Source organism: Streptomyces sp. NPDC058683, assembly GCF_042716195.1.
Lineage (GTDB): Bacteria > Actinomycetota > Actinomycetes > Streptomycetales > Streptomycetaceae > Streptomyces.
The window spans coordinates 14,565-28,195 of record NZ_JBHXSK010000010.1 but is presented as its reverse complement, the minus strand read 5'-3'; the positions used below and the strand labels follow the sequence as shown (position 1 = coordinate 28,195).

The following is a 13,631-nucleotide window of genomic DNA, read 5'->3' as shown; positions in this document are numbered from 1 at the left end:
ATCCGCGCCGGAGCCGCCGCTTCCCTGCGTATCCCGGAATCCCCTCCGCCTCCCGCTGGAGACCTCCATGACCGTGCGTCTGCACTGGTTCCTGCCCACCACCGGCGACGACCGCGACGTGGTCGGCGTGACCGCCCGCGACTCCCTCCAGTCCCGTTCCACCACCCGTCCGCCCACCCTCGACTACCTCACCCAGGTCGCCCGCGCCGCCGAGTCGGCCGGCTTCGAGGCCGTGCTCACCCCGACCGGCAGCGACTGCGAGGACTCCTGGCTCACCACCGCCGCGATCATTCCCCAGACCAGCCGGCTGAAGTTCCTGGTCGCCTTCCGCCCGGGCGTGATCGCACCCCCGCTCGCCGCCCAGATGACCGCCACCTACCAACGGCTGTCCGGCGGCCGGCTGCTCCTCAACGTCGTCACCGGCTCCGACACCGACGAGCAGCGCGGCTACGGCGACTTCCTCTCCCACGGCGAGCGCTACGCCCGCACCGAGGAGTTCCTGCGGCTGCTGCACACCGCCTGGTCCGGGGAGCCGTACGACTTCGAGGGCGCCCACTACCGGGTGGCCGGCGGGAGGTTGCGCCGGCCGCCGCTGGTACGGCCGCCGGTCTTCTTCGGCGGCTCCTCCGAGGCCGCGCTCCCCGTCGCCGCCCGCCATGCGGACACCTATCTCACCTGGGGGGAGCCGCCGGCCGCGGTCGCCCGGAAGATCGGCCGGGTGCGGGAGCTGGCCGCCGCCGAGGGGCGTGAACTGTCGTACGGCATCCGGCTGCACGTCATCAGCCGGGACACCGCCGGTGAGGCCTGGGCGGAGGCCGACCGGATCCTCGCCTCCCTCGACCCGGCCGCCATCAGGGCCGCGCACGAGCGGTTCAGCCGCTCGGACTCGGCGGGGCAGCGGGCGATGGCCGCGCTGAGCGGGGGGCGGACCGACCGGCTGGAGATCCACCCCAACCTGTGGGCGGGTTTCGGGCTGGTGCGGCCCGGCGCCGGTACCGCCCTGGTCGGCAGCCACGAGCAGGTCGCCGAGCGCATCGAGGAGTACGCCGACCTCGGCATCGAGCACTTCATCCTCTCCGGACAGCCGCATCTGGAGGAGGCGATCCGGTTCGGGGAGTGCGTCCGGCCCCTGCTCGCCCGTCAACTCGCCGCCGCGTAAGTACCTCTCACCGACCCGACGCCCTGTCACCACCCCGATGCCCTGTCACCACCCCGACGTGCCCTCACCCAGCTGACACCCCCTCACAGAAAAGAGAGCCTCTCCATGTCCCGTGCCCTGCCCCGTGCCCTCGACAGAAGAAGTGCCCTCCGTCTCTTCGCCGCCTCCGGTCTCGGCCTCGGCCTGGCCGCCTGCGCCGGGCCCGGCGGCGGCTCCACCGGCACCGCGAGCACCGCCTCCCCGTCCGCCCTCGCCACCTCCGGCGCGGTCAAGGGCACCGTCTCCTTCGCCCACTGGCGGGCCGAGGACAAGGCGGTGATCGCCGACCTGATCAAGGCGTTCGTGAAGAAGTACCCGGACGCCGGTGTCGAGCAGGACATCTCCCCGTCCGCCGACTACCAGTCCACCGCCCTGCGCCGCATCCAGGGATCCAAGACCGGAGACCTGTTCACCGCCTTCCGGGGCGCCCAGTTCGAGCAGATCGTCAAGGCGGGCGTGTACAGCCCGCTCACCGGCACCGACGTCGTCGCCAAGTACCAGGCGAGCCTGATAACCCCGGGCGCGGCCAAGGGAGTCCAGTACGGTCTGCCGTACCAGCTCGTCTTCAACATGCCCCTCGCCAACGCCGACGCCCTCGACAAGGCCGGCCACGGCAGCGCCCCCGTCGACTGGGACGGCTTCCTCCAGCTCCTCGACGACCTCAAGGCCAAGGGCTACACCCCCCTCGCCTGGCCGGGCGGCGACGCGGCCAATGCCGGCCAGCTGCTCAACACGATGGTCATGAACAACGCGCCCAGCGACGACATGTTCACGAAGATCGAGTCCGGCGAGTACCAGGCGACCGACGACTGGTTCGTGAGAACCCTGGAGCAGTACGGCGAGTTGAAGCCGTACTTCCAGGCCCGCGCCACCGGCTCCACCACCGACGCCGTCACCCAGCTCTTCGCCCAGGGCAAGGCGGGCCTTCTGGCGGTCGGCTCCTTCCAGATGGCGGGCGTGCGCGCGCTCGGCGCGAAGTTCCCCTTCGACCTGGTCGCGCCCATCACCACCACCGCCGCGAAGGCCAAGTACCAGGGCGTCTTCAACACCACCTTCGTCCTCGGCGTGAACAGTGCCTCCGACGTCCAGCCGGCCGCCTACGCCTTCCTGGAGTTCCTCAGCGACCCGGCGAACGCGGGCACCTACGCCAACGGCACCGGCCAGCACGTCACCGTCCAGGGCGTCGACTACACCAACGCCGACCTCAAGGCCGTGTCCCCCTGGCTGACCAGGAAGACCCTGCTCGCCCCCCGCTTCCAGTTCCTGAACCTCGACATCCGCACGGCCGTGGAGAACGCCGCCGTCGCCGTCGTCGGCGGCAAGAAGCCGGCGCAGGCGGCCGAGGAGGCCCAGCGTGTCATCGACCAGAAGCGGTCGTAGCAGGCGGCAGGCGCGGGCACTGTGGCTCTTCCCGGTGCCCGCGCTCGCCCTCTACCTGTTCTTCTTCGCCTACCCGACCGTCCAGGCGATCCAGTACGCCCTCACCGACTGGGACGGCTACAGCGCCGCCTACCACAACGTCGGCCTGCACAACTTCACCCGACTGGCCACCGGCGACGACACGTTCCGCAACGCGGCCGAGAACAACCTCAAGCTGACCGTCACGGTCGTCCTCGCCCAGACGGCCCTCGCCCTGCTGCTCGCCCTCCACCTGGTCCGCACGACCCGCGCCTCGACCCTGCTCCGGGCGGTCTTCTTCCTCCCCACCGTCCTGTCCTCGGTGTCGGTCGCGTTCGTGTGGCGCTTCGTCTACGACCCCGACGGCGGCCTTCTCAACTCCGCCCTGCGCGCCGTCGGACTGGACTCCTTCCAGTCCGTCTACCTGGGCAACCCGCACACGGCCGTGTTCTGGCTGGCGCTGACCCAGGTGTGGTTCCACGCCGGCCAGATGATGGTCGTCTTCGTCGCCGGACTCCAGGCGATACCCAGGGAGTTGTACGAGGCGGCGGAGCTGGACGGCGCCGGGCGCTGGTCCCGCTTCCGGTACGTCACCTGGCCGCTGGTGGCGCCCGCGACCGGGATCGTCGTCGCCTACACCACCGTCCAGTCCTTCAAGGCCTTCGACCTGGTCCTGGGTCTCGGCGGCAACCCGCCGGGCCCCGCCCTGGACATCCTCTCCACCCGTGTCTACACGACCTTCTCCAACAACCAGTTCGGCTACGCGGCCGCCCAGTCCCTGGTGTTCATGGCGCTGATCGCGCTGCTCACCTGGGTGCAGCGGCGGGCGATACGGAGGGCGACCCGATGAGCAAGACCCTGCGGCCCGCCGTCCTCGCGCTGGGCGCCGCAGCCGTCGTACTCCCGCTCCTGGTGGTGCTGTTCGGCACGTTCAAGACACTGCCGCAGCTCTTCGACTCCCCGCTGTCGCCGCCGAGTTCGCTGCGGCTGGACAACTACCGGCAGGCGGTGGACGAGGGCGGTCTCGGCACGGCCTTCGTCAACAGCGCGGTCGTGACGGCGGGGGCGGTCGTGCTGACCCTCGCGGTGGCGAGCCTGGCCGCGTTCTTCTGCGCGCGGATGCCCGGCCGGGTGAGCTGGCTCGTGTTCGGCGTCCTGGTGGCGGGCCTCGCGGTGCCCGCGCAGGCGGCGATCGTCCCGCAGTACGTCCTCTTCGACCGCCTCGGTCTCACCGACAGCCTGCTCGGCCTGGTGATCGTCGACACCACGATGACCCTGCCGACGGCGGTGTTCATCCTCGGCGGCTTCCTGCGCTCGCTACCGGAGGAGCTGTACGAGGCGGCCGAACTGGACGGCGCGGGCCCGCTCCGGGCGTTCCGCTCGATAGCCCTTCCGCTCACCCGCCCGGCCCTGGCGACGACGGCCATCTTCCTCTTCGTCATGGACTGGAACGACCTGCTGTATCCGCTCCTGTTCATCCGCTCCCAGGACCACCGCACGCTGCCTTTGGCCCTGCTGAACTTCCAGGGCGAGTTCCTGACCCAGTACCCGCTGCTGTTCGCGGGGGTCGTCATCGCGTCGGCGCCGGTGGTGATCGTGTACGTGCTGCTCCAGAAGCATTTCGTATCAGGGCTCACGGCAGGGGCGGTGAGGGGATAAGAAACCCGATGTGAAGCGCCCTGTCAGGGGCGCGGGGCTGTATCTGATATGCGGCTCCGCCGCGTGGGCGCGAACAACCCCCACCGGCCGTCAGCCAAAACTCAGCCACTGTCCCGCACCACCAGCCGATGCCCCGCCACCAGCACGGTCGGCCCCACATCGGTCCCCCCGTCTATCCGCCGAAGCAGCGCGGCGACCGCCAACCGGGCCAGCTCCCGCTTGTCCGGCGCCACGGTCGTCAGCGGCGGAGCCGCATACCGTGCCGCCTCCACATCGTCGAACCCCACGACAGCGACGTCCCCCGGAGTGCTCAGCCCCCGCTCCCGCAGGACGGCCAACGCGCCCTCCGCCATCGCGTCGGCGAAACAGAACACCGCGTCCGGCGGCTCGGCCAGATCGAGCAGCGTCCGCATCGCGGCGGCCCCGTCGGCCCTCCCGTATGCGGCCACAGCGGGCGCGAGCGTCTCGTCGTACCGCAGGCCCGCCGCCTCCAGAGCCTCCCGGTACCCCGCGAGCCGCGTCGCGGAAGTCGCCGCATACGGCACGGTCTGGCGTCCGATCACCGCGACCCGTCGGCGCCCCGGCGACAGCAGATGGGCCGTCGCCTCCCGGGCGGCCTCCGTGTTGTCGATGGTGACGTGCGGGCACGGCATCTCATGCACCCGCTCCCCGAGCAGCACCAACGGCAGCGCGGTCCCCGCCGCCCGCGCGGCCTCGTCGTCCAGTGCGAGGGGGCTGAGGATCACCCCGTCGACCAGGGGATCCGTACGGCCCAGGGCGATCTCCAGCTCGGCTTCCGCCCGGCCTCCGGTCGCCTCCACGAGGAGCGTGCAGCCATGGGCGGCCGCCTCCCGCAGCAGATGCCCGGCGAGTTCGGCGAAGTACGGCATGGAGAGTTCGGGCACGGCGAGCAGGAGGACCCCGCTGCGGCCGGTGCGCAGCCGGCGCGCGGCCGTGTTGGGGCGGTAGCCCAGCTCCTCCACCGCGCGCAGCACCCGGGCCCGGGTGGCCTCCGAGAAACGCCCGGTGTCCCGGACCACGTTGGACACGGTCCGCATGGACACCCCGGCCCGCTCGGCCACCTCCTTGAGCCCGATCTCCGCACGCATCGGGCCACTTTAGGGGGGAAACCCGGCCGCGGCCGAGGCCGACATGGAGCGTTCACACGCGGCGGGCGCAGCCTACCGGCCGTTCGCCGCCGAGCTGGACGTACAGGGCCGTCGACGCCGGGCACCGGTCCCGCGAGGCCACCGCCCGCACCACCTCGAACTGCGGTTTCCGCTTACCCGAGCCGTCGCAGGCGGTCTCCCGGACCTGGCCGTGGCCCGAGCCGTAGACGCAGTCGCCGACGATCGTGCGCGGTCCGCCGCCCCCGCCGGGGTCGCCGGGGTGCGGCGGCTCCAGGTTGCGCATGCAGGCATAGCCCTGCGGGATCGTTCCGTCACCGTCCACGTCGCCGCCTGTGCGCTGGGCGCTGATGTGCAGCACGAAGTCGGTGGTGGCCGGGCACGCCGGTCCGGCGGCGATCCTCCCGTCGTACCGGGCGATCACCCGGGCCGCCGCCCGTTCGCCGGTACAGGGCACCTCGGTGAAGCCGGCGGTCCCGAACGAGCTGCACTCGTCGACCGCGAGGAACCGCGCTCCGTACCCGGACATCGTCGGACTCGCCGTCGAGCGCGCGCTGCCCGCCGGCTCGCCGGACGAGGACGGCCAGCATCCGGACGACGACAGGGCGACGGCGAGCGTCACCAGTACCCCCGCAAAACGTCTCCTCCACATACCAACCCCCCTGCCAGCGTGGCCCGCGATCACGGCCCACGCCAGCTGTACGGGAGGCTTTCCGCCCGTTGCGGGCGTTACGCCCGATCTATTACGTACGTCTAGTACGTCAGCCCATGGCCGATCGGGTACAGCACCTGCGCCGGATCGTCCGCCCGCTGTACCGGCACCGGCAGCCTGCCGCGCGGTGCGACCCGCCCGGCGATCACCCGGGCCGCGGCCCGCAGTTCGACGTCCGTCCAGGAGTAGGACGCCAGGCAGGCCCGCACGGTGGGCAGTTGGGCGATGTCGTACGGGTTGCGCACGGCCACCGCGACCACCGGCCGGCCGGTCGCGACCAACTGCTCCACCAGCCGCTGCTGTCCGCTGCCCGCCGTCACGTTGTACGTCCCGACGACCACCGCGTCCACCCCCTGGGCCGCCGCGAGCGCCTTGTCGATCGTCGCATCGGAGGGTGCCGTGCCGGTGGCCAACGCGGTCGCGGTGAAGCCGAGTTCGGTGAGGGCGGTGGCGAGCACACCGGTGGGCGGGCCCGTCGTACCGGACGGGGAGGCCGGGTCGGCGCCCACCACCAGCACCCTGCCGTGCGTCCGGCGGGACAGCGGCAGCAGCCCGCCCTCGTTGACCAGCAGGGTGGTGGTGCGCTCGGCGATCCGGTCGGCGACGGCGAGGTGCCGGGCCGTGCCCACCACCCGGTCGACGTCCTTGGCGTTGACGTACGGCCGGTCGAGCAGCCCCAGCCGGGACTTCAGCCGCAGCACCCGCAGGATCGACTCGTCCAGCCGCGCCTCGGTCAGCTCCCCGTCCCGTACGGCGTTCAGGACGGCGTTCCAGGCCACGTCCAGGGTGGGCGGGTTGAGGAGCTGGTCGACCCCGGCCTGCAGGGCGAGCACGGGCACGCGGTCGTCGCCGTACTTGGTGCGCACCCCTTCCATGCCCAGCGAGTCGGTCACCACGACCCCGTCGTAGCCGAGTTCGCCGCGCAGGATGCCGGTGAGGATCGGGTGGGAGAGGGTCGCCGGGTCGCCGGAGTCGTCCAGCGCCGGGAACTGGAGGTGCGCGGTCATGATCGAGTCGATGCCCGCCTCGACCGCCGCCCGGAACGGGACCGCGTCCAGCTTCTCCCACAGCTCCCGGCTGTGCGTGATGACCGGGAAGCCGGTGTGGCTGTCGACGGCGGTGTCGCCGTGCCCCGGGAAGTGCTTGGCGGTGGCCGCGACCCCCGCGTCCTGGTATCCCTGCACCTCGGCGGCGACGAGTGCGCCGACCGCGTCCGGGTCGGCACCGAAGGACCGTACGCCGATGATGGGGTTGGCCGGGTTCACGTTGACGTCGGCGTCGGGGGAGTAGTCCTGCCGGACGCCCATCGCCCGCAGCTCCGCGCCGGAGATCCGGCCGAGGGCACGGGCGTCGACGCGCGAGCCGCCCGCCGCCATGGCCATCGCGCCCGGGAAGAGGGCCGCGGGCGTGCCGATCCGGCAGACGGCGCCGTGCTCCTGGTCGGTGGCGATGAGCACGGGGAGGCCGCGCGGCTGGTCCAGGGAGGCCTTCTGGATCCCGTTCGACAGTTCGGCGATCTGCCGCGGATCCCGGGTGTTGTGCGCCCAGGTGAAGTAGATGATCCCGCCGACGCGGTACCTGGCGATCAGCTCGGCGGCCGTGCGGACGCCGATCTCCTCGAGGTTGGCATCGATGTCGGCCTGGTCGGGGGCGGTGGCGGAGTGGCCGTAGACCCGCATCACGAACAGCTGGCCGACCTTCTCCTCAAGGGTCATACGGGAGATGAGCGAGCGGAGCTTCTTGTCGGCAGTGTTCTTGCCGTCGGCGTGCTTGCCGTCGGAGCCGAAGGCGTACGCGCTGTTGCCGACGGTCAGTCCCGCGGTGACGCCCGCGGTCGCGGCGAGGACGGTGCGTCTGGAGGGCACGTGCGCTCCTTCCGGTGGAGAACCGGCTGAAGGAAACTTCCGTAGGCACACCAATATTCGGGAAGTTTCTTTCCGTCAAGTGAGTGCACAGTAACCAGAAAGGGGCCGCCATCGGCGCATTGGAGGGGGGCACGTCGATGGCGGCGGGCCGGCGGCCGTGGTGCGGCGGAAAGGGTGGGTCGACGATCGCAGCCAGCAGCGAGGGCCGACACCGCACCACGGAGACTCTTCCGACAGCCTGCGCATTGGACGGACGGGGGAGGGCCCGGGTTCCCGGGCGGGCGGGAATTTCCGGAAGTTGGGAGGGGGAGGGCTGACGGGACGAATGTGACGAGCCCCGGCAGGAGCGCCCCGTCAGGGGCGCGGGGAACTGCGCGACCAGCCCCCACCGGCCCGCACACATCGATCCACCTGTTCCACCCCATGGACAAACATCCCCCCGCGCACAAGAAACCCGAGATCATCGCCCCATGCCCCTCGTCGACGTCCCCGGTTCCAAGTCCGTCACCGCCCGCGCCCTCTTCCTCGCGGCCGCCGCCGACGGAGTCACCACCCTCGTCCGCCCCCTCCGCTCCGACGACACCGAGGGCTTCGCCGAGGGCCTCACCCGGCTCGGCTACCGCGTCGGCCGTACCCCCGACACCTGGCAGGTGGACGGCCGCCCGCAGGGCCCCGCGCTGCCCGAGGCCGAGGTCCACTGCCGGGACGGCGCCACCACCGCCCGCTTCCTGCCCACCCTCGCGGCGGCCGGTCACGGCAGCTACCGCTTCGACGCCTCCGAGCAGATGCGCCGCCGCCCCCTCGCCCCGCTCACCCGAGCCCTGCGCGACCTCGGTGTCGACCTGCGCCACGAGGAGGCGGAGGGCCACCATCCGCTGCGGATCGAGGCGGCCGGGGTCGAGGGTGGTGAGGTCACCCTCGACGCCGGGCAGTCCTCGCAGTACCTGACCGCCCTGCTCCTGCTCGGCCCGCTCACCCGCAAGGGGCTGCGGATCCGGGTGACGGACCTGGTCTCCGCGCCGTACGTGGAGATCACGCTCGCGATGATGCGGTCGTTCGGGGTGGCGGTGGCACGGGAGGGCGACACCTTCGTGGTGCCGTCCGGCGGCTACCGGGCCACCACCTACGCCGTCGAGCCGGACGCCTCCACCGCCAGTTACTTCTTCGCCGCGGCGGCCGTGACGGGCCGCGAGGTGACCGTCCCGGGGCTCGGGCGGGGCGCGCTCCAGGGCGACCTGGGCTTCGTCGGCGTACTGCGCCGGATGGGCGCGGACGTGGAGATCGGCGCGGACCGGACGACCGTCCGCGGCACGGGCCGGCTCCGCGGCCTCACCGTGAACATGCGGGACATCTCCGACACCATGCCGACCCTCGCGGCGATCGCCCCCTTCGCGGACGGCCCCGTCCGGATCGAGGACGTCGCCAACACCCGGGTGAAGGAGTGCGACCGGCTGGACGCCTGCGCGGAGAACCTGCGCCGGCTGGGGATCGGGGTCGGTACCGGCGAGGACTGGATCGAGATCCGGCCCGGCGCCCCCGCCCCGGCCGGGATCAAGACCTTCGGCGACCACCGCATCGTCATGTCCTTCGCGGTGACCGCCCTGCGCACACCGGGGATCTCCTTCGACGACCCGGGGTGCGTGAAGAAGACGTTCCCGGGCTTCCACGAGGCGTTCGGGGAGCTGGCCGCGGGGTGGGGGATCCCGTACGCCGGCGCGTGACCTCGGCGCCGTGACCCGGACGCCGTGGCCTCGGCGCGGGGCCTACCTCCCGCGGGGGCCGGTCGTTCCGCTCACGCCGACTCGTTGAGCAGCCGTGCCAGGTGGTGCCGGCCGGCCGTGAGCAGGCCGGGCAGCGGGGCCGCCGCCTCGTACCAGCGCTTCTCGTACTCCCAGCACAGCCAGCCGTCCCAGCCGTGCCGGGAGAGCACCTCCACGCAGTCGGAGAGCGGCAGTATCCCGGCGCCGAGCGGCAGCGGGGTGGTGTCCTCGGCCGAGGCGATGTCCTTGACCTGGACATAGCCGAGGTGCGGGGCGAGGGCCGCGTAGGTCTCGGCGGGCTGCTCGCCGCCCAGCCAGGTGTGCATGACGTCCCAGAGGGCTCCGGCCATGCGGTGGCCGACCGGGCCGAGGACCCGGATCGCGGCGGCGCCGGTGCGGTGCGAGTCGTGCGTCTCCAGCAGGATCCGGACACCGAGCGCGGAGGCGTCCTCGGCGACCGTGCCGAGCCGCCGGGCGGCGATCGCGTCGGACTCGGCGCTGGGCAGCGCCGGGTCGGCGCCGGGGAAGACACGGACGAAGGAGGCTCCCAAGTCGTGCGCCAGCTGGAGGAGTTGGCGCATCTCGTCGAGGACCGGGGCGTCCTCGCCGGGGGCCGCGACGCGCGCGTACCCGGCGATGCCCAGGACCTCCACCCCGGCCGCCTTGAACTCGGCGGCCACATCCGCCCGCGCGGCCGGGCCGAGGCCCGGATGCACGGGTTCTTCCGGGTGGGCGCGCAGTTCGACGCCGTGGTAGCCGTGGGCGGTGGCGAGCGCCAGCACGTCCGTCACCGGCAGACCGGGAACCCCGAGGGTGGAGAAGGCGTACCTCATGCCCACCAACCTACTTCTCACTCGCCGGTTCCGTGCAGGTCCAGCCGCCAGTCCTGCCCGACCAGATCCTTGCCGAAGGACCGGTGCGGTCTCTCGGCGGCGAGGACGAAGCCGTGCCGCTGGTAGATGCGGCGGGCGGCGGACAGGACGTCGTTGGTCCACAGCACCAGGTCCCGGTAGCCGACCCCGCGCGCGAAGCCGATCACGGCGGTGACCAGCCCGTCCCCGATGCCGAGCCCCCGGGCCTCCGGCTCGACGAGCAGCAGCCGCAGCCGTGCGGTGCCGGGGGCGTCGTCCCGTACGCACATCACGCACCCCATGGGCCGCCCCGCCCACTCGGCGATCCAGACCCGCTCCAGATGCGGGTCGTGGTCCTCGGCGTAGTCGGCGACGATCCGGGCCACCAGGCCCTCGTAGTCGGTGTTCCAGCCATACTCGGCGGCATACAGGGCCGCGTTGCGCTGCACGATCCAGCCCAGGTCGCCCGGGTGCGGCTCGCGCAGCACGACCTCGCCGGCGCCGTCGGGGGTGTGCGCGTCGCCGAGGATCGTACGGATGGTGCGCATCGCCTCGGCGAGCCGTGGCCGCTCGCCGGGGGCGACGGCGCCCAGCAGCGAGCCGACCGTCTCCCGGGCCCGCTCGTCGAGCAGCCCGGCGGCGGACCGGCCGTCCGCGGTGAGCGACACGCGCCGCCGCCGCGGGTCCTTCCGCGAGGGGGAGCGCTCGATCAGCCCGGCCTCCTCGAACTTGTTGAGGATCCGGCTCAAGTACCCGGCGTCCAGCGCGAGTTCGGTCCGCAGGTCGGCCGCGTCGGTGTCGGCGGAGTGCGCGAGCTCGTACAGCACCCGGGCCTCGGTGAGGGTGTACGGGGCGTAGAGGTGGCGGCCGTAGTCGAGGGCGCCGATGACGTTGGTGTAGAAGCGGTTGAAGGCACGGATGTCCTGGACGGTCATGGCTGGACCCCGATGGTTGACTGAGTCAGAGATGCCGCGCCTCCGAGGCTATCCCGTCGCCCCGTCCGGCCGGAAGGCGTCGGTCCGAACAGCGGTGCCGCTGCCTTTACTTGTCCTCGTTGGACTGGGTTCGGTCCTGCTTTTGACTTCGTCGCGCCCGCGCCGTAGGTTTATACACGAACGTCACTAATGTCCGTTTCAACCTGGGACGTGACGTGGTCCGCCGGAGAGCCCGTGCGGTGCGGAGAACCGGCATCAAGGGCGGCGGACGCGCTCAGAGCTGCGCGCAGGCTCTGGAGTGCACGCAGGGCGGCCCCGAAGGGCCGTCGTAACATCACCACACCCTCGGAGAGGGGCGATCATGCGCGCGCACACCACACGTATGAAGAGGGTCGCCATCGCTGCGATCTCGGCACCCATCCTGGCGCTCGCCGCCGGAGCCGGTGCCGCCAGCGCGGCAACCCACTCGGCGCCTGACCACGTTGTCTCCTACCAGGACAACGGCGGCGGTGGCGGAGGCCACGGCGGCGGTGGCGGCGGCCACGGCGGCGGCGGAGGTCACGGCGGCGGTGGCGGAGGCCACGGCGGCGGTGGCTGGGGCGGCGGCGGCCACGGCGGCGGCGGCTGGGGAGGCGGCGGCTGGGGCGGCTGGGGCAACGGCTGGGGCGGCGGCGGCTGGGGCGGCGATGGCTGGGGCGGCGGCGGCTGGGACTGAGCCGAGCCACAGTGATTGACGCTCCCTGACAGCAAAAGGGTGGGTCCGGGTGTCCGGTCTTCGGGCACCCGGACCCATGCATCGAAACCCCGCGGGCCCCCGGGCCCGGCGGCCGTGGAGGCGGTGACCGGATGAGGATCGTCTGTGTGGGCGGAGGCCCGGCCGGGCTGTACTTCTCGATCTCGGCGAAGCTGCGGGACGCCGGGCACGAGATCATCGTTCTGGAGGCGGACCCGCCCGAGGCGACCTACGGCTGGGGTGTCGTCTACTGGAGCGACCTGCTGGACATCCTGTACCGCAACGACCCCGAGAGCGCACGGGCGGTGAGCGCCGGCTCCGTGCTCTGGCAGCACCAGGACATCCGCGTGCACGGCAACCGGTACGACGGCATCGCGCACTTCGGCGGCTACGGCTACAGCTTGGGCCGCGCGGCCCTCCTCGGCATCCTGGCCCGGCGCGCGCGCTCGCTCGGCGTGGACGTACGGCACGAGCGCCTCGCCGACCCCGCCGACCTGCCCGACGCCGACCTGGTGCTGGCCGTCGACGGCGCGGGCAGCCGGATCCGGCAGAGCCGCGCCGGGCAGTTCGGCCCGCACATGGAGACCGGCCGCAATCTCTACATCTGGCTCGGTACCGACCGGCAGTTCGACAGCTTCGTGTTCGCCTTCGAGGAGACCGACGCCGGCTGGATCTGGTTCCACGCCTATCCGTCGTTCAAGGGGATCAGCACCTGCATCGTGGAGTGCTCCCCCGAGACCTGGCAGGGCCTCGGCCTCGACAGGCTCGACGAGGACGACGCCGTACCCCTGCTGGAGAAGATCTTCCACCGCGCCCTGGACGGCCACTCCCTGATCAGCAGATCACGCGGTGCGCCGGCGAAGTGGCAGCGGTTCACGCACATCGCCAACAGGACCTGGGTCGACGGCAGCGACGGCCGGCCCGTCGTGCTGGCCGGCGACTCCGCGCACACCACCCACTTCACGCTGGGCTCCGGCACCCGGCTCGCCATGATCGACGCGATCGTGCTGGCCTGCGCCCTGAAGGAGTTCCCGGATCCGCGGGTGGCGCTGCGCGAGTACGACAAGCGCCGCCGCGCGGAACTGCACGGCGTGCAGGCGGTGGCGCGCACCAGCATGGCCTGGTTCGAGCAGGTGGACGACTACCTGGACCGCGGCCCGGTCGACTTCGCCTACGCGATGGCGGTCCGGCAGGGCCGGCAGGCCCCCTGGCGCTACCAGACCCACCTCGCCATGCAGCTGAAACCGGTGCGCCAGGCCCGGCTGGCCTACGACACGGGGAGGCGCTGGTACCAGGACCGGAAGAGGGGCGAGGCGCCGCTGCCGCTGCTGGGGCGGTCCCTGCAGGGCGACCGCTGAGACCGGCGCGGGGGGCCGGTGCGGGAGGAGTCTGA

Annotated in this window: 12 protein-coding genes; 7 read left to right on the top strand and 5 right to left on the bottom strand. The window is 72.3% G+C overall.

Going from position 1 to position 13,631, the window contains the following annotated elements:
* Window positions 1–67 precede the first annotated feature (67 nt).
* The 4 genes from ACFWXC_RS12690 to ACFWXC_RS12675 all read left to right on the top strand — a co-directional run bounded on the left by ACFWXC_RS12690 (window position 68) and on the right by ACFWXC_RS12675 (window position 4,255).
* On the top strand, window positions 68–1,159 hold the full coding sequence (locus ACFWXC_RS12690) for an LLM class flavin-dependent oxidoreductase (protein WP_384477390.1): 1,092 nt from the start codon (window positions 68–70) through the stop codon (window positions 1,157–1,159).
* A gap of 105 nt (window positions 1,160–1,264) precedes the next feature.
* On the top strand, window positions 1,265–2,578 hold the full coding sequence (locus tag ACFWXC_RS12685) for an ABC transporter substrate-binding protein (RefSeq protein ID WP_384477387.1): 1,314 nt from the start codon (window positions 1,265–1,267) through the stop codon (window positions 2,576–2,578).
* Window positions 2,553–3,446 (top strand): carbohydrate ABC transporter permease, encoded by an 894-nt coding sequence (locus ACFWXC_RS12680; protein ID WP_384477384.1) that lies wholly within the window; start codon window positions 2,553–2,555, stop codon window positions 3,444–3,446. Before ACFWXC_RS12685 ends, ACFWXC_RS12680 begins: the two co-directional genes overlap by 26 nt.
* On the top strand, window positions 3,443–4,255 hold the full coding sequence (locus tag ACFWXC_RS12675) for a carbohydrate ABC transporter permease (protein ID WP_384477381.1): 813 nt from the start codon (window positions 3,443–3,445) through the stop codon (window positions 4,253–4,255). Before ACFWXC_RS12680 ends, ACFWXC_RS12675 begins: the two co-directional genes overlap by 4 nt.
* 101 nt (window positions 4,256–4,356) lie before the next feature.
* Here the strand turns inward: ACFWXC_RS12675 and ACFWXC_RS12670 are convergent, their stop codons facing one another.
* The 3 genes from ACFWXC_RS12670 to ACFWXC_RS12660 form a co-directional block, all read right to left on the bottom strand.
* Window positions 4,357–5,364: a LacI family DNA-binding transcriptional regulator gene (locus ACFWXC_RS12670; protein WP_384477378.1), complete on the bottom strand. Its 1,008-nt coding sequence runs from the start codon at window positions 5,362–5,364 to the stop codon at window positions 4,357–4,359.
* A gap of 52 nt (window positions 5,365–5,416) precedes the next feature.
* Window positions 5,417–6,034 (bottom strand): hypothetical protein, encoded by a 618-nt coding sequence (locus tag ACFWXC_RS12665; protein WP_384477375.1) that lies wholly within the window; start codon window positions 6,032–6,034, stop codon window positions 5,417–5,419.
* A gap of 101 nt (window positions 6,035–6,135) precedes the next feature.
* Window positions 6,136–7,959, bottom strand: coding sequence for a glycoside hydrolase family 3 protein (locus ACFWXC_RS12660; protein WP_384477372.1), 1,824 nt, complete (start codon window positions 7,957–7,959; stop codon window positions 6,136–6,138).
* A gap of 470 nt (window positions 7,960–8,429) precedes the next feature.
* On the opposite strand from ACFWXC_RS12660, the gene aroA reads away from it, so the two are divergent.
* A complete protein-coding gene (gene aroA / locus ACFWXC_RS12655; RefSeq protein ID WP_384477369.1) occupies window positions 8,430–9,680 on the top strand; it encodes a 3-phosphoshikimate 1-carboxyvinyltransferase in 1,251 nt (416 codons plus the stop codon).
* Window positions 9,681–9,751: 71 nt separating this feature from the next.
* On the opposite strand, the gene ACFWXC_RS12650 is transcribed toward aroA, so the two are convergent.
* Together ACFWXC_RS12650 and ACFWXC_RS12645 are read right to left on the bottom strand one after the other, a co-directional pair.
* Window positions 9,752–10,552 carry a sugar phosphate isomerase/epimerase family protein gene (locus ACFWXC_RS12650; protein ID WP_384477366.1) on the bottom strand — a complete coding sequence of 267 codons (801 nt, stop codon included), beginning with the start codon at window positions 10,550–10,552 and terminating at the stop codon, window positions 9,752–9,754.
* A gap of 17 nt (window positions 10,553–10,569) precedes the next feature.
* Window positions 10,570–11,505 (bottom strand): GNAT family N-acetyltransferase, encoded by a 936-nt coding sequence (locus ACFWXC_RS12645; protein WP_384477363.1) that lies wholly within the window; start codon window positions 11,503–11,505, stop codon window positions 10,570–10,572.
* A 361-nt stretch (window positions 11,506–11,866) separates the two neighbouring features.
* On the opposite strand from ACFWXC_RS12645, the gene ACFWXC_RS12640 reads away from it, so the two are divergent.
* Window positions 11,867–12,220 carry a hypothetical protein gene (locus ACFWXC_RS12640; RefSeq protein ID WP_384477360.1) on the top strand — a complete coding sequence of 118 codons (354 nt, stop codon included), beginning with the start codon at window positions 11,867–11,869 and terminating at the stop codon, window positions 12,218–12,220.
* Between the two features lie 131 nt (window positions 12,221–12,351).
* Window positions 12,352–13,596, top strand: a complete 1,245-nt coding sequence (locus ACFWXC_RS12635; protein ID WP_384477357.1) for an FAD-dependent monooxygenase — start codon at window positions 12,352–12,354, stop codon at window positions 13,594–13,596.
* Window positions 13,597–13,631 lie beyond the last annotated feature (35 nt).